The sequence below is a fragment of the Sphingopyxis sp. sgz302558 genome, from assembly GCF_057220455.1.
In genome coordinates this window covers 892,731-916,585 of record NZ_JBXPUZ010000001.1, presented here as the reverse complement: position 1 = coordinate 916,585, position 23,855 = coordinate 892,731, and the positions used below count along the sequence as shown (strand labels likewise).

Annotated in this window: 24 protein-coding genes; 12 read left to right on the top strand and 12 right to left on the bottom strand. The window is 62.6% G+C overall.

Annotated elements, in window-relative coordinates:
* Nucleotides 1–138 precede the first annotated feature (138 nt).
* The 3 genes from AC2TC0_RS04550 to AC2TC0_RS04540 all read left to right on the top strand — a co-directional run bounded on the left by AC2TC0_RS04550 (nucleotide 139) and on the right by AC2TC0_RS04540 (nucleotide 3,034).
* Nucleotides 139–1,338, top strand: a complete 1,200-nt coding sequence (locus AC2TC0_RS04550) for a cation:proton antiporter (protein WP_484716293.1) — start codon at nucleotides 139–141, stop codon at nucleotides 1,336–1,338.
* Nucleotides 1,339–1,490: 152 nt separating this feature from the next.
* The gene (locus AC2TC0_RS04545; RefSeq protein ID WP_484716292.1) at nucleotides 1,491–2,183 is read left to right on the top strand and encodes a PEPxxWA-CTERM sorting domain-containing protein; all 693 of its coding nucleotides are present in this window, start codon (nucleotides 1,491–1,493) and stop codon (nucleotides 2,181–2,183) included.
* 236 nt (nucleotides 2,184–2,419) lie between these two features.
* Nucleotides 2,420–3,034 (top strand): PEPxxWA-CTERM sorting domain-containing protein, encoded by a 615-nt coding sequence (locus AC2TC0_RS04540; protein WP_484716291.1) that lies wholly within the window; start codon nucleotides 2,420–2,422, stop codon nucleotides 3,032–3,034.
* A 71-nt stretch (nucleotides 3,035–3,105) separates the two neighbouring features.
* On the opposite strand, the gene metH is transcribed toward AC2TC0_RS04540, so the two are convergent.
* From metH to AC2TC0_RS04520, 4 genes are read right to left on the bottom strand one after another with little or no spacing between them, the layout of a single operon-like run.
* Nucleotides 3,106–5,721 (bottom strand): methionine synthase, encoded by a 2,616-nt coding sequence (gene metH, locus AC2TC0_RS04535; protein WP_484716290.1) that lies wholly within the window; start codon nucleotides 5,719–5,721, stop codon nucleotides 3,106–3,108.
* A complete protein-coding gene (locus AC2TC0_RS04530) occupies nucleotides 5,718–6,764 on the bottom strand; it encodes a homocysteine S-methyltransferase family protein (RefSeq protein ID WP_484716289.1) in 1,047 nt (348 codons plus the stop codon). The genes metH and AC2TC0_RS04530 overlap by 4 nt, the downstream gene beginning before the upstream one ends.
* Entirely contained in the window at nucleotides 6,761–7,699 is a 939-nt protein-coding gene (gene metF / locus AC2TC0_RS04525; protein ID WP_484716288.1) for a methylenetetrahydrofolate reductase, read from the bottom strand. Before metF ends, AC2TC0_RS04530 begins: the two co-directional genes overlap by 4 nt.
* The gene (locus AC2TC0_RS04520) at nucleotides 7,696–8,688 is read right to left on the bottom strand and encodes an ArsR/SmtB family transcription factor (RefSeq protein ID WP_484716287.1); all 993 of its coding nucleotides are present in this window, start codon (nucleotides 8,686–8,688) and stop codon (nucleotides 7,696–7,698) included. The genes metF and AC2TC0_RS04520 overlap by 4 nt, the downstream gene beginning before the upstream one ends.
* 221 nt (nucleotides 8,689–8,909) lie before the next feature.
* Between AC2TC0_RS04520 and AC2TC0_RS04515 the strand changes: the two genes are divergently transcribed.
* The 5 genes from AC2TC0_RS04515 to AC2TC0_RS04495 all read left to right on the top strand — a co-directional run bounded on the left by AC2TC0_RS04515 (nucleotide 8,910) and on the right by AC2TC0_RS04495 (nucleotide 11,336).
* Nucleotides 8,910–9,227 carry a hypothetical protein gene (locus AC2TC0_RS04515; RefSeq protein WP_484716286.1) on the top strand — a complete coding sequence of 106 codons (318 nt, stop codon included), beginning with the start codon at nucleotides 8,910–8,912 and terminating at the stop codon, nucleotides 9,225–9,227.
* A gap of 150 nt (nucleotides 9,228–9,377) precedes the next feature.
* A complete protein-coding gene (locus AC2TC0_RS04510; RefSeq protein WP_484716285.1) occupies nucleotides 9,378–9,686 on the top strand; it encodes an entericidin EcnAB in 309 nt (102 codons plus the stop codon).
* A gap of 103 nt (nucleotides 9,687–9,789) precedes the next feature.
* The gene (locus tag AC2TC0_RS04505) at nucleotides 9,790–9,963 is read left to right on the top strand and encodes a hypothetical protein (protein ID WP_484716284.1); all 174 of its coding nucleotides are present in this window, start codon (nucleotides 9,790–9,792) and stop codon (nucleotides 9,961–9,963) included.
* A gap of 2 nt (nucleotides 9,964–9,965) precedes the next feature.
* The gene (locus tag AC2TC0_RS04500; protein WP_484716283.1) at nucleotides 9,966–10,640 is read left to right on the top strand and encodes a DJ-1/PfpI family protein; all 675 of its coding nucleotides are present in this window, start codon (nucleotides 9,966–9,968) and stop codon (nucleotides 10,638–10,640) included.
* Between the two features lie 57 nt (nucleotides 10,641–10,697).
* On the top strand, nucleotides 10,698–11,336 hold the full coding sequence (locus tag AC2TC0_RS04495; RefSeq protein WP_484716282.1) for a hypothetical protein: 639 nt from the start codon (nucleotides 10,698–10,700) through the stop codon (nucleotides 11,334–11,336).
* Nucleotides 11,337–11,488: 152 nt separating this feature from the next.
* Here AC2TC0_RS04495 and groL read toward each other — a convergent pair whose 3' ends face one another.
* Nucleotides 11,489–13,132, bottom strand: a complete 1,644-nt coding sequence (groL, locus tag AC2TC0_RS04490; RefSeq protein WP_484716281.1) for a chaperonin GroEL — start codon at nucleotides 13,130–13,132, stop codon at nucleotides 11,489–11,491.
* A 66-nt stretch (nucleotides 13,133–13,198) separates the two neighbouring features.
* Nucleotides 13,199–13,486, bottom strand: a complete 288-nt coding sequence (groES, locus tag AC2TC0_RS04485) for a co-chaperone GroES (protein WP_484716280.1) — start codon at nucleotides 13,484–13,486, stop codon at nucleotides 13,199–13,201.
* Between the two features lie 248 nt (nucleotides 13,487–13,734).
* Here groES and AC2TC0_RS04480 point away from each other — a divergent pair, with 248 nt between their 5' ends.
* On the top strand, nucleotides 13,735–14,973 hold the full coding sequence (locus AC2TC0_RS04480) for a DUF2853 family protein (RefSeq protein WP_484716279.1): 1,239 nt from the start codon (nucleotides 13,735–13,737) through the stop codon (nucleotides 14,971–14,973).
* Nucleotides 14,974–15,181: 208 nt separating this feature from the next.
* Here the strand turns inward: AC2TC0_RS04480 and AC2TC0_RS04475 are convergent, their stop codons facing one another.
* From AC2TC0_RS04475 to AC2TC0_RS04465, 3 genes are all read right to left on the bottom strand, one after another.
* Nucleotides 15,182–15,307, bottom strand: coding sequence for a hypothetical protein (locus tag AC2TC0_RS04475; protein ID WP_484716278.1), 126 nt, complete (start codon nucleotides 15,305–15,307; stop codon nucleotides 15,182–15,184).
* A gap of 154 nt (nucleotides 15,308–15,461) precedes the next feature.
* Nucleotides 15,462–16,868 carry an MATE family efflux transporter gene (locus tag AC2TC0_RS04470; RefSeq protein ID WP_484716277.1) on the bottom strand — a complete coding sequence of 469 codons (1,407 nt, stop codon included), beginning with the start codon at nucleotides 16,866–16,868 and terminating at the stop codon, nucleotides 15,462–15,464.
* A 72-nt stretch (nucleotides 16,869–16,940) separates the two neighbouring features.
* Complete coding sequence (locus AC2TC0_RS04465) at nucleotides 16,941–17,498, bottom strand: Pycsar system effector family protein (RefSeq protein WP_484716276.1); 558 nt, start codon at nucleotides 17,496–17,498, stop codon at nucleotides 16,941–16,943.
* 137 nt (nucleotides 17,499–17,635) lie between these two features.
* On the opposite strand from AC2TC0_RS04465, the gene AC2TC0_RS04460 reads away from it, so the two are divergent.
* The 3 genes from AC2TC0_RS04460 to AC2TC0_RS04450 all read left to right on the top strand — a co-directional run bounded on the left by AC2TC0_RS04460 (nucleotide 17,636) and on the right by AC2TC0_RS04450 (nucleotide 21,162).
* Nucleotides 17,636–17,872: an acyl carrier protein gene (locus AC2TC0_RS04460; RefSeq protein ID WP_484716275.1), complete on the top strand. Its 237-nt coding sequence runs from the start codon at nucleotides 17,636–17,638 to the stop codon at nucleotides 17,870–17,872.
* Between the two features lie 93 nt (nucleotides 17,873–17,965).
* The gene (gene spt, locus AC2TC0_RS04455; RefSeq protein WP_484716274.1) at nucleotides 17,966–19,168 is read left to right on the top strand and encodes a serine palmitoyltransferase; all 1,203 of its coding nucleotides are present in this window, start codon (nucleotides 17,966–17,968) and stop codon (nucleotides 19,166–19,168) included.
* A 38-nt stretch (nucleotides 19,169–19,206) separates the two neighbouring features.
* Nucleotides 19,207–21,162: an ATP-binding protein gene (locus tag AC2TC0_RS04450; RefSeq protein ID WP_484716273.1), complete on the top strand. Its 1,956-nt coding sequence runs from the start codon at nucleotides 19,207–19,209 to the stop codon at nucleotides 21,160–21,162.
* Between the two features lie 266 nt (nucleotides 21,163–21,428).
* Here the strand turns inward: AC2TC0_RS04450 and AC2TC0_RS04445 are convergent, their stop codons facing one another.
* The 3 genes from AC2TC0_RS04445 to AC2TC0_RS04435 are packed head-to-tail and all read right to left on the bottom strand — an operon-like array spanning nucleotide 21,429 to nucleotide 23,846.
* On the bottom strand, nucleotides 21,429–22,343 hold the full coding sequence (locus AC2TC0_RS04445; protein WP_484716272.1) for a hypothetical protein: 915 nt from the start codon (nucleotides 22,341–22,343) through the stop codon (nucleotides 21,429–21,431).
* 9 nt (nucleotides 22,344–22,352) lie between these two features.
* A complete protein-coding gene (locus tag AC2TC0_RS04440; protein ID WP_484716271.1) occupies nucleotides 22,353–23,321 on the bottom strand; it encodes a diacylglycerol/lipid kinase family protein in 969 nt (322 codons plus the stop codon).
* A 6-nt stretch (nucleotides 23,322–23,327) separates the two neighbouring features.
* Complete coding sequence (locus AC2TC0_RS04435) at nucleotides 23,328–23,846, bottom strand: DUF2141 domain-containing protein (protein ID WP_484716270.1); 519 nt, start codon at nucleotides 23,844–23,846, stop codon at nucleotides 23,328–23,330.
* Between the last annotated feature and the right edge of the window lie 9 nt (nucleotides 23,847–23,855).

The following is a 23,855-nucleotide window of genomic DNA, read 5'->3' as shown; positions in this document are numbered from 1 at the left end:
TTCACCGCCCGGTCGTTTGCAAGGCTGGTTAATTTTTGCAATGTGCCAGCCTGGGACGCGAGGCGCGGCGCCGGTTAACGCCGCACGTCGCATTGCCAATAGTCTCCAATCAGTTATGGCCGCGAAAGCTGGGGTCGCATGAACTTAACCGAAATTTATCTGATCGCACTGCTGATCATCTTTGCCGTGCCGTGGCTGGTGTGGCGGCTCGGGCGTACCGATTATTGGGCGCCATTGGTGGTGGTGCAGATCGTCGGCGGCATCTTGCTTGGCCCCGGCGTGCTCGGCGCGGCCTTTCCGGCCTATTATGATTTCGTCTTTCGCCCCGATGTGATCACCGCGCTGAACGGCGTGGCCTGGTGGGCGGTGATGCTGTTCGTGTGGGTCGCGGGCATCGAGCTGGAACTGGGCGAGGCGTGGCAGCACCGGCGCGAAACCAGTGTAACGGCGGGATTGGCCCTTGGCGTGCCGCTGCTGCTGGGATCTCTGGCGGCCGCTTTCCTGCTGCAATGGCCGGGCTGGCGCGGGCCAGAGGGCGCGCATTGGCAGGCAGTGGCGGGCATCGGCATGGCCTGCGCGGTCACCGCCATCCCGATACTGGTTCTGCTGATGGAAAAGATGGCGATATTGCGCGCCCCGCTAGGCCAGCGCATTTTGCGCTATGCCAGCCTCGACGATATCGCTATCTGGGCGGTTTTGGCCATCATTCTGCTGGATTGGGAACGGATCGGGCGCCAACTGGTCTTCCTGATCGGCTTTGCCATCGCCGCCTGGGCCATCCGGCGGCTCATGCCGCGCCTGCGCGAAGCAGATCGGTGGGCGGTAGGGCTGGTCTGGCTGGCATTGTGTGGGCTGGCTGGCGACTGGTCGGGGCTCCACTATATGGTCGGCGCGTTTCTGGCAGGCACAGTTCTTGATGCCAAGTGGTTCGGGCATGAGGCCATGGACCGGTTCCGCGGCGTCGTGCTGCTGACCATGATGCCGGTCTTTTTCCTGTCGACGGGCCTGCGCACCCAATGGGATGGCGGCGGTATTGCGGTCTTTGCTGCGGCCGCGCTACTGCTTGTGGCGGCCATCGTTGGCAAGCTGGGCGGGGTTGCCATCGCCGGGCGCGTACTGGGCTGGCAAAAGGGGGAGGCGTGGCTGGTCGGCTGGCTGCTCCAAACCAAGGCGCTAATCATGATCATTTTCGCCAATGTGCTGCTGGACAAGGACATCATCTCGAACACCGCCTTTACCGCGCTGCTGCTGATGGCGGTGGGCAGCACGATGCTGACGGTGCCCGTGGTAACGCCGCTGCTCAAGCGGATGCCGGGGCTGATCGGCAAGGCCGGGTAGGGTCAGCCCGCCGGAATATGTATCATTCCGGGACGAAAATGCGTGCATCAAGCGCGTGTAATGATTGCACAAATCATGGTTGCTGATAGGTAAATGCCGAAGGTCGCAAACCGAACAAGAACCGATTCGCTCTTCCATTGGGGATTAGAAACATGAAAAAATTAGGTTTTGTGGCGCTTGCGAGTGCTGCCGCGCTCGCCGCCGTTCCGGCGTCGGCCGCTACGGTGATTTTCACGTCGGGCTTTGAAGGCCCGGGCAATAGTAACAATTCGCGCACTCCGGCCAATGACCCCGGGGTCAAGACGCCAGCCGGCACTTATGGTCTCTACACAACTGCCGACGGCTGGACAGCTGACAATCCGACACACCCGATTGAGTTGCAGAATCGCGTGGCCGGCAATCCGGCTCCGACTGGCGGCGATGTGTTCGTTGAACTCGACAGCACCAAGAACAGCTCGATGTCGCGTACCATCGTTAGCGGCGGCAGCTATCTGCTCTCGTTCCTCTATTCGCCGCGTCCGGGTCGCCCGGATTCGACGAATGGCATCCAGGTGCTGCTCAATGGCGTAGTCTTCGACCCGCCGGGCACGGTCACGGGTACAGGTGGTAGCAACACCACTTGGTCAACCATTTCGATCGGCAAATTCTATGCTGCCGCTGGCTCGAAGCTGACCTTCAAAGCTGTCGGCACCAGCGACTCCTTTGGCGGATATGTCGACAACATCACGTTGGCTGCGGTTCCCGAGCCGGCAACCTGGGCGATGATGATCATGGGCTTTGGTCTGATCGGCGGCGCATTGCGCAGTGCCAAGGGCCGTCAGACAGCGCGTGTGCGCTTCGCCTAACACTTAATATCGTATCAAAATCGGGGCTCGCCAGTCGGACTGGCGAGCCCTTTTTGCTGGGTGAGTTCATGTCAAATTTGTTTCAAATGGGGACAAGGCGACCGGATGCGCATGCGGACTTTGCTTGCGTCGCAGCAGCGGGGTTAATAGCCGTTTAATCACAAATTCCCGGGTCGCGACGGAATTTTGGTCGAGTCGCAGCAATGTTAGGGCCGGCCTTCACGGGAGTGACGCGCATGAAGAAATTTGTCCTGACTGCTGCGCTGGCATTCGCCGCAGTCTCCGCTGCCGCTCCGGCGCAGGCGGCCTTTCCGGTTTACCCCAATCCCGGCACCCAAAACCCGCAAAATTATCTGGTCACCGCCGCCAACACCGGCGTGCTACGCGCGATTTTTGTTGGCAAGGATGCGGCGCACACTTCGCTGCTCGGCGTACTGGTGGGCGGCATCGATCGTGGCACCGGCCTCAACAACCAGACCGCGACCTTTGGCCAAGTTTACAACTATGGCGCAATCACTGCGGGCCAGACGATCGAATATTATATTTTCAACACCACCACCGGCCAGAAGTATTTCCTCGACAAGTCGAAAAATCCTGGGAACGTCCAGCATTTCTGGCGCGCCAACTATAGCGGCACCGATTTCGGCTATGCAGTAACTGGCGGCTATTATAGCGGCGAAGATCTGCCCAAAGGAGGCGATTTCGACTACAATGACATGTCCTGGGTCAGCACCACTGGTGCCGTCCCCGAGCCCGCCACCTGGGCGATGATGATCATGGGCTTTGGTCTGATCGGCGGCGCACTGCGCAGTGCCAAGGGCCGTCAGACGGCGCGCGTCCGCTTCGCCTGACGCCGCAATCTTTCCCTTGGGGGGGGAAGTGAGGCCCGCCGGTTCCATCCCCGGCGGGCCTTTTACATTGGTCAGTCCATATTCGGGCGCAGCCAACGGCGCGCGGTGTCGAGATCGACGCCGCGCCGCGCGGCATAGTCGGCGACCTGACCTTCGCCAACGCGCGCGACGCCGAAATATTCGGCCTGCGGATGGCCAAAGTAGAAGCCGCTGACCGCTGCCGTCGGCAGCATCGCAAAGCTTTCGGTGAGGGTCAGCCCGGCATTGGCGGGTGCATGCAGCAGGTCGAACAGGATCGGCTTCAAACTGTGGTCGGGACAGGCCGGATAGCCGGGCGCAGGACGGATGCCGCGATATTCTTCCTTGATCAGCGCTTCATTGGTCAGCTGCTCGCCCGGGGCATAGGCCCATAGGGTCGTGCGCACATGCTGATGGAGCCGTTCGGCAAAAGCCTCAGCAAAGCGGTCCGCCAACGCTTTCAGCAAAATGTCCGAATAGTCATCCTTGTCGGCCTGAAATCGCGCCAGATGCGGCTCGATGCCGTGGATGCCAACGGCAAAACCGCCGATCCAATCGCCGTCATGATCGATGAAGTCAGCCAGGCACATATTGGCGCGTCCCTCGCGCTTGGCGATCTGTTGGCGCAGAAAGGGGATGCGGACATGCTCCTCCTTCTCGACCAGATGCACCACTACATCATCGCCTTCACGGCGGCATGGCCACAAACCCGCTGTGCCGCGCGCTATCAGCCACTTTTGCTCGACAATCTGCGCCAGCATGGCTTGCGCATCGGTCCACAGGGCGCGCGCGCTTTCGCCGACCACCGGGTCTTCCAGAATGGCGGGATAATTGCCGTGCAGCTCCCACGCGCGGAAAAAGGGCGTCCAGTCGATGCACTGCGCCAGATCCGCCAAATCCCAGCCGTCGAACACATGCACCCCGGGCTGTTCGGGCGGCGGCGGTTTGATGTGCATGTCGGCGATGAAGGCGTTAGCGCGGGCATCTTCGATGCTGATCAGCGCGCTCTGCCCCTTGCCTTCGCGTACCTCGCGGATGTGCGCATAATCATCGGCATAGCCTTGGACATAGGCGTCGCGCCCGGTGTCGCTAACCAGCGCCGTTGCCACCCCGACCGCGCGGCTGGCGTCGAGCACGTGCAGAACAGGGCCATCATAGGCAGGGTCGATCCGCAGCGCAGTGTGCACCTTTGACGTGGTCGCGCCGCCGATGAGCAAGGGAATAGCCATCCCAGCGCGCTGCATCTCCTCGGCCACTGTGACCATTTCATCGAGTGACGGTGTAATCAGGCCCGACAGGCCGATCATGTCGGCGTCATTCTCGTTCGCAGCATCCAATATCTTCGACCATGGCACCATGACGCCAAGGTCGATCACCTCGTAGCCGTTGCACTGGAGCACGACGCCAACGATATTTTTGCCAATATCGTGCACATCGCCCTTCACCGTTGCCATGATGATGCGGCCCTTGGCCTTGGCGCCTTCGGCCTTTTCCGCTTCGATAAAGGGAATGAGGTGCGCGACGGCTTTCTTCATCACGCGCGCCGATTTGACCACCTGCGGCAGGAACATCTTGCCCGAACCGAACAGGTCGCCCACGACGTTCATGCCGTCCATCAGCGGACCTTCAATGACCTCGATAGGCCGGGCAGCGATCAGTCGCGCTTCTTCGGTGTCGGCGACGACATGCGCGTCGATGCCTTTGACCAACGCATGTTCCAGCCGCTTGTGGACATCCCACCCCCGCCATTCCTCGGCGGCCTTTTCCTGCGCCGCGTCGGTGCCGCGGAACTTTTCGGCCAGCGCAATCAGCCGTTCGGTTGGGCTTTCGGCCTCGCCATCCGTCTTGCGGTTGAGAATGACATCCTCGCACGCCTGGCGCAGCGCCGGGTCGATCGTATCATAGACATCGAGCTGGCCGGCGTTGACGATGGCCATGTCCATGCCAGCCGGAATAGCGTGATAAAGGAACACGCTGTGCATGGCGCGGCGGACAGGTTCGTTACCGCGAAAGCTGAACGACAGGTTGGAAAGGCCGCCTGAGATATGGACGTGCGGGCAGCGCGCCTTGATTTCGCGCGTCGCGTTGATGAAGTCGACCGCATAGTTGTCATGTTCTTCAATCCCCGTCGCCACCGCAAAGATATTGGGATCGAAGATGATATCCTCGGGCGGGAAGCCTATGCCCGTCAGCAATTTATAAGCGCGCGCGCAAATCTCGACCTTGCGTGCTTCGGTGTCGGCCTGCCCGGTCTCGTCGAACGCCATGACCACGACGGCAGCACCATAGGCCATGCACTTGCGGGCGTGCTCGAGAAACTGGTCCTCGCCCTCCTTCATGCTGATCGAATTGACTATCGGCTTGCCGGGGACGCATTTCAGCCCCGCCTCGATCACCTCCCATTTGGACGAATCGATCATCACCGGCACGCGCGCGATGTCAGGCTCGGCAGCGATGAGTTTGAGGAAAGTGGTCATGGCGTGGACGGCGTCGAGCAGCCCTTCGTCCATATTGACGTCGATAATCTGCGCGCCGTTTTCGACCTGTTGGCGCGCGACTTCGACCGCGGCGGCATAATCGTCCGCGAGGATCAGCTTCTTAAACGCCGCTGAACCAGTAACGTTGGTGCGTTCCCCGATGTTGACGAAGGTGGAGGAGGATTGGGTCATGCGGCCATCGTAAAGGCTTCGAGCCCCGCCAATCGCGTGCGTACCGGCACGTCTGGAAGCGCGCGGGGTGGCTTGTCCTTTGCCATCGCAGCCATCGCCGCAATATGCGCAGGCGTCGAGCCACAGCAACCACCGAGGATGTTGACCTGACCTGCTTCGGCCCATTCACCAACCAGCGCCGCAGTCGTATCGGGCAGCTCGTCATAGGCGCCCAGTTCGTTGGGCAGTCCGGCGTTTGGATAGACCATTACCAGCGTATCGGCGATGGCGCTGAGCGTGCGGACGTGCGGGCGCAGCTGCGCGGCACCGAAACTACAATTCAGCCCGATGGTCACCGGACGCGCATGGCGCACGGCATACCAAAAGGCTTCGACCGTATGCCCCGACAGGTTGCGCCCCGACAGGTCGGTCAGCGTCATCGACAGCATCAGCGGCAATTCGCGCCCGATGGCGGCTTCGGCCTGCAGCGTCGCGGCAATGCCTGCCTTGGCGTTCAGCGTGTCGAAAACTGTTTCAATCAGGATGAAATCGGCTCCGCCCGCTGCCAGCGCTTCAATCTGTTCCCGGTAAACGGCGGTTAGCTGGTCGAAGTCAATTTCGCGATAGCCGGGGTTGTTGACGTCGGGCGACAAGGACAGCGTCTTGTTGGTGGGCCCCACGGCTCCCGCCACAAAACGGCGTTTGCCGTCTTGCCGCGCCGCGTCATCGGCCGCCGCACGCGCCATTCGCGCCGAGGCGAGGTTGATGTCACGCACGAGATGTTCGGCGCCATAATCGGCCTGGCTGATGCTGTTCGCGCTGAAGGTGTTGGTCGACACAATGTCCGAGCCCGCCGCCAAATAGGCGCGCGTAATGTTGTCGACGATATCGGGCCGGGTCAGCGCCAGAATATCGTTATTGCCCTTTTGGTCGTGGGTCAGTCCCAGTGACCCGGCATACGCCGCCTCGTCCAGCTTCCAATTCTGGATCTCGGTCCCGAATGCGCCGTCGGTGAGCAACAGACGCTGCGCCGCGGCCGCCAACAGAGCTTCGCGCGCGCTCATGCTGCTGCCTCCTGCTGCGCCTTGGCAGGGCGTAGGCCCAGCATATGGCAGATGGCATAGCTGAGCTCGGCGCGATTCAATGTGTAGAAATGGAAATCGCGCACCCCACCCGCATACAGGCGGCGGCACATTTCAGCAGCCACCGTCGCGGCCACCAACTGGCGCGCGGCAGGATGATCGTCGAGGCCATCGAACAAGGCCACCATCCATGCCGGGATCGCGGTGCCGCACATATCGGCCATGCGCCGCGTCTGAGACACGTTCGACACGGGCAGGATGCCGGGGATGATCGGCGCGCTGATCCCCGCCGCCGCCGCCGCGTCGCGAAACCGCAGGAAGGCGTCGGGCGAAAAGAAAAATTGGGTGATTGCGCGGGTTGCCCCTGCGTCAAGCTTGCGCTTTAGATTGTCGAGGTCCGCCTCGGCGCACCCCGCTTCGGGATGTACCTCGGGATAGGCCGCAACCGAAATGTCGAAATCGGCAATTTTCTTGAGTCCTACCACCAGTTCCGCGGCGCTGGCATAGCCATCGGCGTGCGCCCGAAAGGGCCCGCCACCCGGCACATCGCCGCGCAGCGCGACAATATGCCGCACACCCGCCGCCCAATAGGCCTCCGCCACTTCGGCAATGTCGCCGCGCGAAGCCTCGACACAGGTCAGATGAGCGGCAGGAGCAACGTCACTATCACGTGCAATACGCGCGACCGTGGCGTGGGTGCGTTCGCGCGTCGAGCCGCCTGCGCCATAAGTCACCGACACGAAATTGGGGTTTAGCGGGGCCAACGTTTCAAAGGCGCCCCATAATTGCTCTTCCATCCGCTCGGTCTTAGGCGGGAAAAACTCGAAGCTGACCCCGATGTCGCCGGGTAGCCCGGCGAACAATGGGGAGGCAGCGGCACGGCGCGCTTCGCTGTCCAGATCGAAACTCTGCGTCATGCGGCAACCCTTTTTGCTTTTGTCACGGCGCTGGCGCCGCCTTGATCCTGTGCTGCTTCACTGCGCCGCCGCGCCAGCCAGATTTTAACTGTCAGCGGATCACCCGCCAGCGCCTGCACGGTTTCGATCACCAGCCCGCACGACGCGAACCAGCCGCGCATCTGGGCGTCGGCAAAGCCAAGCCGGGCGTGCGCCGCGCGGGTGCGCAAATCTTCCTGATCATGCGCCGCGAAATCGACGATCAGCAAGTGGCCGCCAGGGCGCAGGACGCGTCCGGCCTCGGCAATAACGCGCTGCGGCTCGTGCGCGAAATGCAGCACCTGATGCATCACCACCGTGTCGACCGACGTGTCGCCCATCGGTAGCGCCACAAAATCGCCCTGCACCAAATCGGCAGCGATGGCCCGATCGGCGAGTTTGGCGCGCGCGATACGCAGCATTTCCGGGCTGCGGTCGAGCGCGGTGATGCGCCGCGCCGTGGGCGCGAAGATTTCGGCCATTCGCCCTGTGCCGGTGCCAATGTCGAGCAGATGGCCCAAGCGGCGGTTGTGCATCAATCGCAAGATCGCGGCCTCGACTTCTTCTTCACCGATGTGGCGGGCGCGGATGGCGTCCCATTCGTCGGCATGGTCGGCAAAGTAGCGACGCGCCGCCGCTGCGCGCTCCTCGCGCACCAATTCCAGTCGCTCGCGATCTGCAGCCATTGCCGCCGCTTCGGCGGCCGCGCTTGGCCAGATATCGAGCAGCGCAGTCACAGCATCCACCCCCGGTCCACTGGCCAGCCGCAGAAATACCCAGCCGCCCTCGCGCTGACGCACCACCAACCCGGCGTCGTCCAATATACGGACATGGCGCGACACGCGCGGCTGGCTTTGTTCCAGCACCACCGCCAGCTCGCCAATCGCCAGCTCCATGACCCGCAGCAACGCAACGATGCGCAAGCGCGTCGGATCGGCAAGCCCGTGGAATAGATACGATTGGTGACCCATCGAGGCAGCCATATAAAGATATCTTTATATAGCGTCAATGACGATAGCAGCCCCAAGCAACGCCGACTATTAGGCCGAGCCCTTTCACTTCGCCGTGATTTTGCCGCAACCTAAGAATTTGCCGTTGCGCCCGCGCGTCCATGCGTTTAGCCAACGCAGCGATGCAGTCGGGAAGCCTCCCGGCGACATCTGTCATACCATGAGAAGAGGGGTGCACCCATATGAAGAAGTCGATCACCATGTCGCTGGTCCTGGCCGCATCGCTCGGTCTCGCCGCTTGCGCCGAAAAGGCTGCTGACGACGCCGCTGCTGGCGCCGAAACCGCTGCTGAAGGCGCAGAAGCTGCTGCCGAAGGCGCGATGGACGCCGCCGAAGGCGCTGCTGATGCCGCCGCCACCACTGGCGACGCGATGGCCGAAGGCGCGACCGACGCTGCCGCTGCCGCTGGCGAAGCCGCCGACAAGGCTGGCGAAGCCGCCAAGGCTGCTACCGAAGCTGCCGACGCAGCCAAGGGTGCGATGGAAGAAGCCAAGAAGTAAGGTTTTTTTCTGTTTCCGGCGTTGCCGGAGCAGCAGAACAACCACAGGGCCGTCTGCGCAAGCAGGCGGCCCTTTGTTTTGGCGTACAGGCTTGCATGGCGCACGGCGTCGCCCTAGTTCTTTGATTCCAGCTTATTCGGGAGATAAGATATGCGCAGATTGATGATTGCCTCGATCGCCGCTGCGGCGTTCAGCCTGACCGCCTGTTCGCAGGCCGCGAAGGAAGAGACCGGCGAAGCTGCTGAAGCCGTTGCCGACGACGCGGCCGCAGGTGCCGAAGCTGCGGGTGATGCCATGGCCGAGGGCGCCGAAGCCGCTGCCGCCGCCGCAGGTGAAGTCGCCGCGGACGCCAAGGATGCGGCGGCTGAAGCGGGTGCCGCCGCCAAGGAAGGCACTGCCAATGCGCTCGACGCCGCGGGTGATGCCGCCAAGGAAGCCGCCGCGGAAGTCAAGAAGTAAGGCGCCGCGCCATTTTGCGATCACGGGGCGCCGACGATGAACCGGTGCCCCTTTTGCTTTGCAGCCCCTTTTGCTTTGCAGCAAGGGACGCTAGGTTCACGCGATGTTGCGCCATTCTGCCGTTGTTCTGCTGCTCGCCGCGTGCGGGAGCGTCGATGATCAACCCGGTCCGGGTGGCACGACCATGGGCGAGGCGCGGGCTTTGGATGATGCCGCTTCGATGCTCAACGAACGCGGCAAGCCCGAAGCCGAAACTCCTGGCATGGCGAGGAAATGACCATGGCCGCGCCCGTCCACCTGGTCTTTCCGATCTTCCCCAATCTGACCCAGCTGGATTTCATGGGGCCGGTTCAGTTCCTTTCGCGCCTGCCCGGTGCAGAGGTGCATGTCGCCGCCGCAACCCTTGAACCGGTACCGACCGATTGCAACGTCGCGCTGGTTCCGAATGTCACCTTTGCCGACTGCCCTCAGGCCGACATCCTCTGTGTGCCCGGTGGCCACGGCGTGCGCGAGGCATTGCATGACGGCGGCACCGTGCCCTTCATTGCGCGCCAGGCCCCCGGCGCGCGCTGGGTGACGAGCGTCTGTACCGGGGCTTTCCTGCTGGGCGCAGCGGGGCTGCTGAGGGGCAAGCGCGCGACCTGTCACTGGGCCTATACCCACTTGCTACCACTGGTCGGTGCGGAGCACGCGCCGGGCCGCGTGGTCGAGGACGGGAATGTCATCACGGCCGGCGGCGTGACCAGCGGCATTGATTTCGCCCTGACGCTGATCGCGCGCGAGGCGGGCGAAGAGGTTGCCCGGATGATCCAGCTCGCGCTGGAATATGACCCCGCTCCGCCCTTCGCGGGTGGGCATCCTGACAGCAGCGGGGCGGAGCGGACAGAAGCACTGAACGCGCGCGTGTATCGCCAAGCCGCAGAAGCTATGCAGGCTGCACTGGACCAGTTGTAACAGCATCATTTTTTGCCCATTTACTGGACTTTCAGATTGTCCTGCCATTGCTGGCGGATGGCCCAGCGCATTGCCAATTTGGATCAACTCCAGGCCGAGATTGACCGCTGGTTTAGCGCGAGCCCTTATGGATTATTGCTTGAGGGCGAAGATGGCCGCATCTGGCGGCTAACCCCGGATCAGGCCGCCGAGCTCAAACAGTTGGCCATGGACAATATCCAGAAATTCGTCATCTGGCAGCAGCGTTGTCAATTTCTTGCGCTGGGGTTGCTGTTGGCGCTGGCCTATAGTTTTGATTGGCTCGCGGTGACCCTGACGGCCGTCGGCGCTCCATGGCTGATGATCCCGCTCGGGCTCGTTTGTTTTGCGCCTCTGATGCCATTTCTTTGGGGTGCCGCTTATCGGCGGCAACAGAAGCGGCTACGCGAAAATTTCATCGGCAAACTCGATCGCTCGCTACCCCTGAACCCCGACATGACGCGCCGATACATGCCAGACAAACGCTTTGCTGGCGTCGCGCGTTGGCTTTTCTTTGGGGTGTTCGCGATTGCCATCGTGTTGGATCAATTTCTGCCGCGAACGATTGAGGCGACGATCGGGCCGCAGGGCGTCGCGGCATTCTTGCTGACTGGAATGCTGCTCGTGCTGGCGTTCTACCTGCTCGAATTGGCAGGCCGACGGCGCGACAGGCCCTGAAGCAATAACCACCGCTTGGCGCAGCGCGGCGTACGCCGCAACCAGAACTTCATGCCCCTTCGAACCGGGGAAGCGAGCCTTAGGACAAAAAAAGGGCCGGAGGTCTCCCCCCGGCCCTTTCCTATTTCGACCGGATGGCCGAGCGGTTTGGATCAGAAGTCCATGCCGCCCATGCCGCCCATGCCGCCGCCGCCCATGGGCATCGCCGGCTTGTCTTCGGGCAGTTCCGAAATCGTCGCTTCGGTGGTGATCAGCAGACCAGCAACCGATGCAGCGTTCTGGAGCGCAGTGCGCACCACCTTGGTCGGGTCGATCACGCCGGCCGCCACCAGATTTTCATAGGTGTCGGTTGCGGCGTTGAAGCCCTGCGTCACGTCGCCGACGCGCAGCAGATTGCCCGCCACCACGGCGCCATCGACGCCCGCGTTGGTCGCGATCTGACGCAGCGGGGTTTCAATCGCCTTGCGGACGATATCGACACCGCGGGTCTGGTCGTCGTTGGCACCTTTCAGGCCTTCGAGCGCCTTGGTCGCATAAAGCAGAGCGGTGCCACCGCCGGGGACGATGCCTTCTTCGACCGCTGCGCGGGTGGCGTGCAGCGCGTCATCAACGCGGTCCTTGCGCTCCTTCACTTCGACTTCCGAAGCACCGCCGACCTTGATCACGGCCACGCCGCCAGCCAGCTTCGCGAGGCGCTCTTGCAGCTTTTCGCGGTCATAATCGCTGGTGGTGGTGTCGATCTGGGCGCGGATCTGTTCGACGCGGGCCTTGATCGCATCGGCATCACCGGCACCATCGACGATGGTGGTGTTGTCCTTGTCGATGGTAACGCGCTTGGCCTGGCCCAGCATGTTCAGCGTAACGTTTTCGAGCTTGATGCCCAGATCTTCGCTGATCATTTCGCCCTTGGTCAGGATCGCAATGTCCTGCAGCATCGCCTTGCGACGATCGCCAAAGCCGGGGGCCTTGACCGCCGCAACCTTCAGGCCGCCGCGCAGACGGTTGACAACCAGCGTTGCGAGCGCTTCGCCTTCGATATCCTCGGCAATGATCAGCAGCGGACGGCCGGACTGCACGACCGCTTCGAGGATCGGCAGCATCGACTGCAGGCTGGTCAGCTTCTTTTCGAAGATGAGGATATAGGGATCGGCGAGTTCGACGATCATCTTTTCTGCGTTGGTGATAAAGTAAGGCGATAGATAGCCGCGATCGAACTGCATGCCTTCGACGACGTCGAGTTCGAACTCGAGGCCCTTGGCTTCCTCGACAGTGATCACGCCTTCCTTGCCGACCTTTTCCATTGCTTCGGCGATCTTCTCACCGACTTCGGTGTCGCCATTGGCCGAGATCACGCCGACCTGGGCGATTTCGGCAGTGCCGCTAACCGGCTTCGACCGGCCCTTGAGGTCTTCGACAACCTTGGTCACGGCAAGGTCGATGCCGCGCTTCAGGTCCATCGGGTTCATGCCGGCGGCGACCGACTTCATGCCTTCGCGGACAATTGCCTGCGCCAGCACGGTGGCGGTGGTGGTGCCGTCGCCCGCGCTGTCATTCGCCTTCGAGGCGACTTCGCGGATCATCTGCGCGCCCATATTTTCGAACTTGTCCTTCAGTTCGATTTCCTTGGCGACGGTGACACCGTCCTTGGTGATGCGCGGCGCGCCGAACGATTTGTCGATGACGACGTTGCGGCCCTTGGGGCCCAGCGTCACCTTGACCGCGTCGGCCAGGGTGTCGACGCCGCGCAGGATGCGCTCACGCGCGTCGCGGCCAAATTTTACGTCTTTTGCAGCCATGAGGATGCTCCTTACAAATTGGCAGAAATCTGCCGAACTTCACACAGTCTTGTTGGAAAAAAGCGATCAGGCGATCACGCCCAGAATGTCGCTTTCCTTCATGATGAGCAGCTCTTCGCCATCCACCTTCACTTCGGTGCCCGACCATTTGCCGAACAGGATGCGGTCGCCCGATTTGACGTCGAGCGGAGTCACCTTGCCATCATCGGCGCGGGCGCCCGAGCCGACGGCGACGACTTCGCCTTCCTGCGGCTTTTCCTTGGCGGTGTCGGGGATGATGATGCCGCCAGCCGTCTTTTCTTCGGCTTCGATGCGGCGAACCAGCACGCGGTCGTGCAGCGGACGAAATTGCATGGGTTACCCTCCAAAAAATGCAATTGAAAATGGGGTTAGCACTCACACACGGTGAGTGCCAACAAGGGGCATATGGGTGGGCCATGTGACAGCGTCAAGGCAGGCCCAGCGAAAAATTTCACCTGTTGTTCGTTGTCGCTGGCCGGGCGCGCAACTTGCCTAAGCGCCTCTGCGTGATAGGCTTCTTCGTCTTGCAATGGCACCGTGCCAGCATGGCACGAGTCGCATCACCGAAGGGGAGACGAGCCGTGGCCGAAGATTGGGCAATTGACGTCAGAAGATATGCACCGGACGCCGATGACGCGGTCATCAAGGGCATCGTGCGCTATTGCGGTATCGCCCTGACGAAGCGCGATTCCGCGCTCGTATCCTTCACCGACCCCAAGGAAACGGCCCGCGTGCGCGACGGTTATTGCCGCAAAAAGCTGGGGCTGACCGATCCCGACGCGATCATCGATGCCGCCATCATGAAGGTTGGCGAGCGGATGAGCGGCGACACGACGCGCAACCGCGTGACGGTTTATTATTTGCTCGCCGAGGCGTTCGACAAGCTGGGGGTATTCGCGGCCAAGCCGGCCAAAGCTGCTGCCGAAACTCCAGCCAAGAGCCCGGCCAAGACTCCTGCCAAGACCAGCACCAAGGCCAAGAAGACCACTGTCCCCGCCGCCTCGCTTGCTGCTGCCACGGCCGTGGGCGCAGCAGCCCCACTGGCCGCGCCCGTCGCGGCTGCATCGCCTCCGCCGCCAACGCGCACCACTCCGATGACGGCCAAGGCGGCACCCCAAACCGCCGAGCCGGCCCGGCGGAGCGCAGCTGCCGCGGCGCTGCCCGGCAACGGCGACAATGGCGGTTTTCTGGGTTTTGCTGGTGCCGTTGCCGGAGGGTTGGCGGTGCTAGTGTTCGGCACCATGCTGCTCGGCAATTATATCGGCTCGCGCGGCGATGCCCCGCCACCGACCCCGGCCCCGGTGGCCGCCGTGCCCACGCCAGCGCCCGCACCTGTTGCCCCGGCCATCCCCGATGGTGCGGGGGTGGTAGGGGAAACGGTGGACGGCAAGCCCAAGGTTTCGGTCTATTTCGACACCGGTAAAGCCGACATCGCCCCCGATTTCGCAGTGGCGGCCGCGCCCATCAAGGCCTGGATCGACGCCAACCCCGGTGACCGGCTGGCTGTATCGGGCTTCAATGACGCAACCGGCAACGCCGCCCAGAACGCCGAACTGTCCAAGAACCGGGCGGAAGCCGTCGCCGCTGCGCTGGAATCCGCCGGCGTGCCCGCCGACCGCATCGACCTCGTGAAACCCGCCGACACCACCGCCACCGATGCCGATATGGCTGAGGCTCGGCGGGTGGAGATTGTGGTGACGGAGGGGGGGGGGGTGAGGGCGTTCGTTCGAACATTCTTCGTCATCCCGGACTTGATCCGGGATAACACGCCCTCGTCGCTCGTTATCCCGGATCAAGTCCGGGATGACGACTGCTTGTAATTTTCCGCTCCTATGCAGCACGTTAAGGGAAAATTGGCTGTCGCCGATTAGTGGCGGGATTATGGGTATTCATCAGCCAATTGAACATCCAGCGGGTCGAGATGCACTACGCCGCGAGGGGCAGATTCTGCGAGGCCGATTCTTGGACGCCTTTGCACGACTAGAGTCGAGCGTTCAGGAATATGGGCGAATGATTGGCGTCAAGCAGTCACCCAATGCCCCATTCAGTCGACACTTGAAGGCGCTGCAGGGCGCCAAAGACAGTCCAGCTAAGCTGACCAAATGGTTTGACCAAGTAGCGGAAATCAATCTCATTCGAGCGGATATTGTCCACTCAGTGCTTGAAACGGTGCAGATATGCGATGGCAAGTCTGAGAAGGGCTCCTGGCAATTCCGAAACGTGGGCAATGCATCGGCGGGGCCGCGTGTGTTAACGAGTGAAGACTTCAATGCTTTGGTCAATCGGGTCGCCGCCTTGACCAACACTCTTAATCAACGGCTAAAGGTACCAACCCCAACCGTGCCCGCATCACCCACCGGATAAGCATTAACACCGCCACGATGCCTAGCCCCGTTGCGAGCCCCGTCCAGATGCCGACGCCGCCCCAGCCCGCCTCGAAGGCCAGCCAGGCGCCGACGCCGATACCGATGATCCAATAACCGAACAGCGCGAACAGCATGGGCACAAAGGTGTCGTGCAGGCCGCGCAGCATCCCCTGGCCCACCACCTGGGCGCCGTCGAAAATCTGAAAGAAGGCGGCGACCATCAGGAAGCTGATCGCGAGCGATACGACTTCGGTATTGGCCGCGACATTGCGGTCGATGAACAGCCCGGCCAGCGTGCCCGGGAACAGCCACAGGACCAGCGCCGTTGCGGTCATGAATCCGGTGCCAAGCACAAAGCTGACCCAGCCGGCGCGCCGGATATGGTCGGCGTCTTGGCGCCCATGACCGATGCCAACGCGCACGGTGGCCGCTTGCGCGAGGCCCATTGGCACCATGAAGGTCAAGCTGGCGATCTGCAGGGCGACCGCGTGCGCCGCGACGGCCTGCACCGAAATCCAGCCCATCAGCATGACAGCGGCAATGAACACCCCGCCCTCCAGCGCCAGACTGACGCCGATCGGCAGCCCCAATGCAGTGAGCGTGCGGAACCGCGCCCAGTCCGCGCGCCACCAGCGCCCGAACAAGTGATAGCGACGGAACTGGCGGTCGCGCGACACCACCCAGACCATCAGCCCCAGCATGAGCGCGTTGGTCAGCACGCTGCCCAGCCCCGCGCCGACAATGCCGAAAGCGGGCAGGCCCAGCTTGCCAAAAATCAGCACATAGTTGAACACGACATTGCCCAGCACGCCAATGACCCCGATCACCAGTGACCACATCGGTCGTTCGAGCGCCGAGAGGAAGTTACGCAGCGACATGGTCACCAGAAAAATCGGGATCGACCACAAATAGGCGCGGATATAATCCTGCGCGAGCTGCGCCAGCCGCGCGTCCTGGCCCAGCAGCAGCAGCACCGCGCCGGTGTTCCACAAGAGCAGCACCAGCGGCACCGTGACCATCGCCACCAGCCACAATGTCTGGCGAAAGGTGCGGCGGATATCGCGCACCGAATTGCGGCGTCGGCCAATCTCGCTCGCCATCATCGGCGATCCGGCGTTGACCAGCCCCATGCCGAAAATGGTCAGAAGCATGGCAAGGTTGAACCCCAGCGAGCTCGCCGCCAGTTCTGCCGGACCGAGCCAGCCCACCATCAACACGTCGGTGGCGCCGATGCTGGCCATGCTGACGTTGGTGAGGATAATCGGCCAGCCGAGCGCCAGCGTGGAACGCGCCTCGGCGCGCCACGGGCGGGCGGTCTGGTCGTCAGCCAAGGCAGAGGTGCGCAGCATAGCCGTCCCGGTTAGGCGATGTGGGGACGCTCCCGCAATGCCGGTGCGGCGCTTTGCGCTGACAATGTTACCTTATGGCAACAGCCAGTCGGCGGTCAGCTGGGCTGCGAACACCACAAAGGTGATGGTCAGTCCCGCCGCGAACAGCAGATAGGCGCGGGCGAGATAGCGATATTTGCGCCGCGCCAGGACCAGCCCGTTTTGATAGGTATCGCGCAGCATCGTTTCGTAAATATCTTCCTCGCTGCGCAGCCGTGCCTTGACCGCGTCGATGAATTCATCCTCATCCATCTGTTCAAAGCGGCCGAAGAACAGGATATTGCTGTGATCCTTGCCGTCGCGGAACACCACCGGCGGGGCCTTTCCCACGCGCGGCAGCACCGCCGATACGGCGAGCAGCGCCGACAGGAACGAAAAAGTGGCGAGGATCGCCAGCGGCAGCGCCAATGTGCCGCTGCGCGCCTGTCCCACCGCAAGCGTGAACACGACAAAGGTTGCGCCCATCAGGATCGAGGCCTTCTGGTCGGCCATTTGCGACAATTGCATCGTCAGCTGCTGCGTCGTGCGCACCAGATGCACTGCATTGGGCGGAAAGCTGGCCGCCGGTTTGTCGCCCTTTGGTGCTGTCATGCATGGTCCCCCTGCCGCAGAGATGCCATGCAGGGCGGGTGTGAGCAAGATGCGGCCCCAATCCCGCCGCAAATGCTTGCCATTGGCGCGGCGAAGCGGCAAGCGCGCCGCATAGTATCAACCACCGGGACGCCATCATGAGCGACGCATTGCAAAACCAGATCTACGCCCTGATCACCCCGTTCAACAAAAAGGGCGTCGCGCTGACCGATGCCACCACTTTCGCCGGCGACCTTGAATGGGACAGCCTGACCGTGATGGATTTCGTTGCCGAGGTCGAAGACACGTTCGACATTATCATCAGCATGAACATGCAGGCCGAAATTGAAACCGTCGGCCAGCTGGTGACGGCGGTGGACAAGCTCAAGGGCTGATTTTCAACCGTAGGGCTGAGCTTGTCGAAGCCCGTGGCGCATTCCGGCGCTACGCCCTTCGACAGGCTCAGGGCTACGGTTCAGGGACAAAATATGACCGACCTCTTCTCCAAATTCGACCCCCTCATCGAACAGCGCGCAGCGCTGCTGTCGACCGGGATCACCGACCCGTTCAGCCTAGTGATGGACGAAGTGAAATCGCCCACGCGCGCCATCTGCAACGGGCGCGATACGATTTTGCTGGGCACCTATAACTATATGGGGATGACGTTCGACGATGATGTCATCGCCGCGGGGCAGCAAGCGATGGCCGAATATGGCGCCGGCACGACCGGCAGCCGCGTTCTCAACGGCACCTTCCGCGACCACAAGGGCGTCGAAGAAGCGCTCAAAGAATTTTATGCCATGGACCATGCCATGGTGTTTTCCACCGGCTATCAGGCGAACCTGGGCATCATCTCCACGCTGGCGGGCAAGGGCGACTATGTCATCCTGGATATCGACAGCCACGCCAGCATCTATGACGGGTGCAAGATGGGCGACGCCGAGATTGTCGCGTTCCGCCACAATGACGTCGAGGCGCTGGAAAAGCGACTGAAACGCCTGCCGCCAGAGGCAGGCAAGCTGGTGGTGCTGGAGGGCGTTTATTCGATGCTCGGCGATGTCGCGCCGCTGAAGGAAATGATCCGCGTGTCCAAGGAGGCCGGCGCGATGGTGCTGGTCGACGAGGCCCATTCGATGGGCTTCATCGGCGAACATGGTCGCGGCGTCGCCGAGGAGCAGGGCGTCATCGACGATGTCGATTTCATCATCGGCACTTTTTCGAAATCGGTCGGCACCGTTGGCGGATTTTGCGTGTCGAACCACCCCAAGTTCGAGGTGCTTCGCTTGGTGTGCCGCCCTTACGTCTTTACCGCCGCACTGCCGCCCAGCGTGATGGCGTCAAGCATCGCGTCGATCAAAAAGCTGATGCATGGGTCGAACAAGCGCGCTCACCTGTGGGAAAACAGCCGCACATTGCACAAGAGCCTCAAGGATTTGGGGTTCAAGTTGGGCACCGATGCGCCGCAAAGCGCAATCATCGCCGTGATCATGCCCGATCTGGAACGCGGCGCAATGATGTGGGAAGCGCTGCTGCACGAAGGGCTGTACGTCAATCTGGCGCGCCCGCCCGCGACACCGGCAGGGATGACCTTGTTGCGTTGTTCGCTCTGTGCCGAGCATAGCGCCGACGAAGTGCGCGAAATATTGGCGCGCTTCGAACGGGCCGGGCGGAAAATCGGCATTATCGGCTGATGCTTGGCCGCGCACGCGCGATGCGGTAAACGGTCGCCGTGGACGCATATCAGACCAATGCCGATGCCGGAACGTCCGAGGCGCGCTGGCGCTTCTGGGCCACGGTGATCCTGTCGATGGCAATGGCAGGCGCGGTGATTGCGCTGATCCTGTTGCTGGTGCGCGCCAATGCCGATTACACCCGTTCGCTGGAACAGCAGAACCGCAGTATCGACGTGATGACGCTGGCCAAATCGGTCGAAGCGTCGGTGGCGCGCGGCGAAGCGGCACTGGCCCGCTTCGCCGTCGGGCTCGACCGACAGGATGGCCAGATTTTCCAGCAGCAGTTCGGTTTGGCCGAGCGCTACCTTGACAGCCTGCGCCAGCAGGTGCGCGACGACCCCGAACAGCGCGCGCTGGTTGTGCAGCTGACCACCACGGTGCAAGAGCGCAATGAGATTTTGGGCAAGGTCGCGCTCAGCGCCAATTACCGGCAGGAATTGGCGTCGATATCCAAATATTATGCCGCCGCACCCGAGATCCGCCGTGCGCTGCCCGAAAAACTGCTAACCGCCATCATCGCCAATGAACGCGAACGACTGGCCGAACGAACCGCGCTGGCCAATCGCGACCGCGTCCAGCTCAACCAAGTCATCATGTTTTTCACATTATTGGGTGCGGCGGCGGCCATCGGCGGCACGGTGGCGGCCAGCATGGTGCTGCGCGCGCGCAGCGACCGCCGTCTGGCCGAACGCGAAAGCGCGGCCGACAATGAACGCGCCGTGCTGCTGGAACGTGCGGTCGATGAGCGCACCCGCGAGCTGGCCGCCGCCAACCAGGCGCTGCGCCATGAAATCGAAGAACGCACCGCGACCGAAGCCAAGCTGCGTCAGGCGCAAAAAATGGAGGCTGTGGGTCAGCTGACCGGGGGCATCGCGCATGATTTCAACAATATGCTGGCCGTGGTCGTCGGCGGCATCGAACTGGCGCAGCGCTGGTTGACCGACGCGCCTGACAAAGCGGCGCGGCACATGGCGAGCGCGCTCGATGGTGCGGCGCGCGCCTCGGACCTCACCCGGCGCCTGTTGACCTTTGCCCGCGCCGAGCCGACCCGCCCCGAAATTTTGGCGATCGACGATGTGATTGGCGGCTTTTCCGATCTGATTGCCCGCACCATCGGCGACCGGATTGCACTGACGCTGAACCTCGGTTGCGGCCAGTCCGGCGCGCGGATCGACCGGTTGCAGTTCGAAAATGCCCTGCTCAATCTGGCCGTGAACGCGCGCGACGCGATGGAAGGCCATGGACGGCTGGAGATCGCCACGGCGCGTTTTGCCTGTCCTGGAACGGGCGACATCCAGCTGCGCCTGACCGTCATCGACAGTGGGTGCGGGATGACGCCTGAAGTGCTCGACCGGGTCTTCGATCCCTTTTTCACCACCAAGAGCGCGGGGCGCGGTACGGGGCTGGGGATGAGCCAGGTTTTTGCCTTTGTGCGCAATTCGGGCGGCGAGATCGAAGTGGATTCGACCCCCGGCACCGGAACCAGCGTGACCGTGTCGTTGCCGATGGCGGTGCACGATGTCACCACACTGAGCGCTGATCAGGGCGAGGTGCAGCTGGCTTTGCCCTCAATCGGCGACAGCATGACCATTTTGGTGGTCGAGGATGATCCCCGTGTGCTGGTTGCCACAGTTGAAGCGGTGACCGAGCTGGGCCACCGCCCAATTGCCTGTTCCGACCCGCGCGAGGCAGCAGTTATCTTGGAACGAAGCGGGCCATTCGACCTCATCCTTTCCGATGTGCTGATGCCCGAAATGACGGGCCCCGAAATGGTCGCGGCGCTGGCGGCGCGCTGGCCCGACATTGCAGTGCTGTTCGTCACCGGCTTTGTTGGCGATGCGGGCGAAGTGCCGAGCTTTGGCGACCACCCGGTGCTGCGTAAACCCTATACGCTGGCGGCACTGGAAAGCGCGATCCAGGACGCCGCACGGCGGCCAGTACCGGCGGACTAGAGCCTGTCCTGAAGAGATTGAGGCACCGTGATTGCCGCTGGAGGCTTCTCGGCAAGGAAGGCTGCGCGCGGGCGGACCGGTCGTCCGTCCAAGCAGCCTGACGCAGACCGAGAGGCCTCCGGCGGCAACCGCAAAGCGGCGGGCCCTTTTTGGCCGATCACGGCGTCCCTCGTCGGTCCCTATGCTTCGGCATGGCTCCCTCCTCGCTCCTTGTGCTCGGCCAAAATCGGCTCCGTCACGGCGCCTCAATCTCTTCAGGACAGGCTCTAGCGAATGGCGCCGCGCCACAGGAGGCGCGGGACTAGCACCAGCGCGGCGGCAAGTGGCCAGCGCCGCATCCACGGGCTGATCACAATTTCGGCGCCAGCGTGGCGATTGATCTTCCACGCCAAATAATCAATTCCGCCAGCATAGGTGAAGGCGGCCTTAGCAAGTCGAACCACGCTCAACGCTTTGCCTTCGATCCGCCGCCGCCGCCATTGCCAACGTGCACGCGCCCCTATTGCCGGTTTCCAGCTCCACGCCACGGCCTCGGCCGGCGGGCCGAAACGCGCATAGCGTGCCGGGTCGGCGTCCACGACCGAGGTTGCTCGGCCACTGCGTTCGGATCTAATTTCGGCGGTATAGGTCATTGCATAGCCGCGCCGCCAATGACGCAGCGGGTCGCCATCGCGGTTTTTTCCGGGGTTCGATACCTCTGGATCTAGACCTGCAACGGACCACAGCACCGTCGCCGCGGCCCGTGAAATCGCATCGACGGCCTGGTAGCGCGCGGCATCGTCTGCCGCCCAGACCAGACGACTCGGCTGCGAAAAGCGTGCCCAGACCGACACATTGCGCGTCTCCGGCCCATTGAGCCTGTGAAAATCAGTCTCGCTGAGCACCGCATATTTGGCGATCAACCCGTCATGTTCGAACGGAAATACATTGGGCGGGATCAACTGGTTAGCCAGCGCGAGCCAGCGGTGCGGATAGGCGGTGCGATAATCGGCAACGATCAGATAAAAATCGAGCATCAACCCATCGAGCTGTGCCTCGCGCAGGCAGCTGCCGTAAAAGAGCACCGCGCGCGCTCCGGAATGCTGTGCGGCGATAGCGGCGGCCATGGCGCTAACGCGCGCATCGACCGGCTCGGCCAGCTCGGCCGCGACCAGCCGCGCCAGATCGCTGTCCGTTGCCATGCCGCTGGTTCAGGCAGCGAGGCGCAGGAAACGCACCGGCGGCGTTGAGGTCAGGATGATCGGCAGCCCGTGCCGTGCCTCGAAAATCTCGCCGTCAAGGATGACGTTCGACCGCTCGCCCTCGATGCGGATTTCATCGCCATGTTCAAGATGGACGCCGTTAACCGGCTGTTTGCCGAGCGTGCCGCGCCATGTCGAGGTCATCAGCCGGATCATCGCGCCAAAGCTGCGGTCGACCGCGAGCAAGCGCATGCTGCCAACCGGCAGCTTGCCATCACCGGTGCGCACGCTGAGCAGCAGCTTTTCCAATGTGGTGACGATCAGCACAGAGAAGCGGCCCTGCAGCTGACCATGTCGGACCAGCGACACGCTGAGCGGCGACGGCTTGGGCGGCAAACGCCCGCCGCCCAGCCCGAACAGCATGGCGAACAACCCGAGTAACGCTGCGAGCACATGCGACAGACCATTGGGCAGCCCCAGCGGATAAATTTTGTGGCGGCAATAAAGCATCACGTCGGCAAGATAGGCCCCGCCCAGAAACATCCCCAGCACGGGACGTCCCGATCCCGATGATAGCGCAATCAGCTGGCGCTGAATGACGTGGCTTTCCAGGTCACAAGAAGCAAGATCGACCACCCGCTGCAACGCCCGCAGCGGATCGCCCTCTGCCCCCAGATCGAGCGCGATCAAGTTGGTCTTGCCGTTGGGCAGCACCGCGACCGGCGGAGGCGAGCCGCCGAAATAGCCGCCCGAGTGCAGCTCGGTCAGCGCCGCCTGCACCGTGCCGTCGCCGCCATTGATGGCAATGACGCGCGGCCCGACCAGCGCGATGGTGCGCATTGCTTCGGCAATCTGGGCCACATCCTCCACCTCATAATGAAAGATTTCGGGATGATCCGCGCAAAATTGGCGCACCTGCGGCAACAGCGACCGGTTGCCGGTCGATCGCGGGTTGGACAGGAGCGCGACGCGGGCCATCGACGCCTAGCTCACCGGATCAAACGAAAGGCCGTTGACATAGTTCAACGTCACCGGAACGCGGCGCGTGGTAGTCCCCACGGCGAAACTGGTTTTGGCCAGTGCCGGTTTGCGTTTGAACACAAAATCCGCAATCGACACGTCGGGGTTGCCGGACAGGCCGCCGCCATCGCTGCGGTCCGACTTGCCATTCCCGTTCAGGTCATGGCGCACCGAGACTACATAGCTGCCGGGTTTACTCACTGGCAGGCACACCCGCATCGTACCCGATTTGCTGACTGGCAGTTCGACGCGTTCCAGCCACTGACGCTTTTCCAGATAGGTTTTGGGGTTGGCGGCATAAATCTGCACGCGCAACGTGCCCGACCGCGCTTTAAATCCAGCGACTTCGACCAGCACGGCGGTGGCATTGGCATCGCAGCGCGCTGCTGCCGGGCCAAGGGTGGCGGCCTGCGCGGCGAGCGGCACCGCGAGCGCGCCCGCGCTCAGCAGCCCCAGCAATGCGGCAGGTGTAAAATTCGACATGACCAACTC

What these genes read in the sequence shown, in the direction of transcription:
- AC2TC0_RS04550 (WP_484716293.1), top strand. Translation starts at nt 139, where the DNA reads ATGAACTTAACCGAAATTTATCTGATCGCACTGCTGATCATCTTTGCC.
- AC2TC0_RS04545 (WP_484716292.1), top strand. Translation starts at nt 1,491, where the DNA reads ATGAAAAAATTAGGTTTTGTGGCGCTTGCGAGTGCTGCCGCGCTCGCC.
- AC2TC0_RS04540 (WP_484716291.1), top strand. Translation starts at nt 2,420, where the DNA reads ATGAAGAAATTTGTCCTGACTGCTGCGCTGGCATTCGCCGCAGTCTCC.
- metH (WP_484716290.1), bottom strand. Translation starts at nt 5,721, where the DNA reads ATGACCCAATCCTCCTCCACCTTCGTCAACATCGGGGAACGCACCAAC.
- AC2TC0_RS04530 (WP_484716289.1), bottom strand. Translation starts at nt 6,764, where the DNA reads ATGAGCGCGCGCGAAGCTCTGTTGGCGGCCGCGGCGCAGCGTCTGTTG.
- metF (WP_484716288.1), bottom strand. Translation starts at nt 7,699, where the DNA reads ATGACGCAGAGTTTCGATCTGGACAGCGAAGCGCGCCGTGCCGCTGCC.
- AC2TC0_RS04520 (WP_484716287.1), bottom strand. Translation starts at nt 8,688, where the DNA reads ATGGGTCACCAATCGTATCTATTCCACGGGCTTGCCGATCCGACGCGC.
- AC2TC0_RS04515 (WP_484716286.1), top strand. Translation starts at nt 8,910, where the DNA reads ATGAAGAAGTCGATCACCATGTCGCTGGTCCTGGCCGCATCGCTCGGT.
- AC2TC0_RS04510 (WP_484716285.1), top strand. Translation starts at nt 9,378, where the DNA reads ATGCGCAGATTGATGATTGCCTCGATCGCCGCTGCGGCGTTCAGCCTG.
- AC2TC0_RS04505 (WP_484716284.1), top strand. Translation starts at nt 9,790, where the DNA reads ATGTTGCGCCATTCTGCCGTTGTTCTGCTGCTCGCCGCGTGCGGGAGC.
- AC2TC0_RS04500 (WP_484716283.1), top strand. Translation starts at nt 9,966, where the DNA reads ATGGCCGCGCCCGTCCACCTGGTCTTTCCGATCTTCCCCAATCTGACC.
- AC2TC0_RS04495 (WP_484716282.1), top strand. Translation starts at nt 10,698, where the DNA reads ATGGCCCAGCGCATTGCCAATTTGGATCAACTCCAGGCCGAGATTGAC.
- groL (WP_484716281.1), bottom strand. Translation starts at nt 13,132, where the DNA reads ATGGCTGCAAAAGACGTAAAATTTGGCCGCGACGCGCGTGAGCGCATC.
- groES (WP_484716280.1), bottom strand. Translation starts at nt 13,486, where the DNA reads ATGCAATTTCGTCCGCTGCACGACCGCGTGCTGGTTCGCCGCATCGAA.
- AC2TC0_RS04470 (WP_484716277.1), bottom strand. Translation starts at nt 16,868, where the DNA reads ATGCTGCGCACCTCTGCCTTGGCTGACGACCAGACCGCCCGCCCGTGG.
- AC2TC0_RS04465 (WP_484716276.1), bottom strand. Translation starts at nt 17,498, where the DNA reads ATGACAGCACCAAAGGGCGACAAACCGGCGGCCAGCTTTCCGCCCAAT.
- AC2TC0_RS04460 (WP_484716275.1), top strand. Translation starts at nt 17,636, where the DNA reads ATGAGCGACGCATTGCAAAACCAGATCTACGCCCTGATCACCCCGTTC.
- spt (WP_484716274.1), top strand. Translation starts at nt 17,966, where the DNA reads ATGACCGACCTCTTCTCCAAATTCGACCCCCTCATCGAACAGCGCGCA.
- AC2TC0_RS04445 (WP_484716272.1), bottom strand. Translation starts at nt 22,343, where the DNA reads ATGGCAACGGACAGCGATCTGGCGCGGCTGGTCGCGGCCGAGCTGGCC.
- AC2TC0_RS04440 (WP_484716271.1), bottom strand. Translation starts at nt 23,321, where the DNA reads ATGGCCCGCGTCGCGCTCCTGTCCAACCCGCGATCGACCGGCAACCGG.
- AC2TC0_RS04435 (WP_484716270.1), bottom strand. Translation starts at nt 23,846, where the DNA reads ATGTCGAATTTTACACCTGCCGCATTGCTGGGGCTGCTGAGCGCGGGC.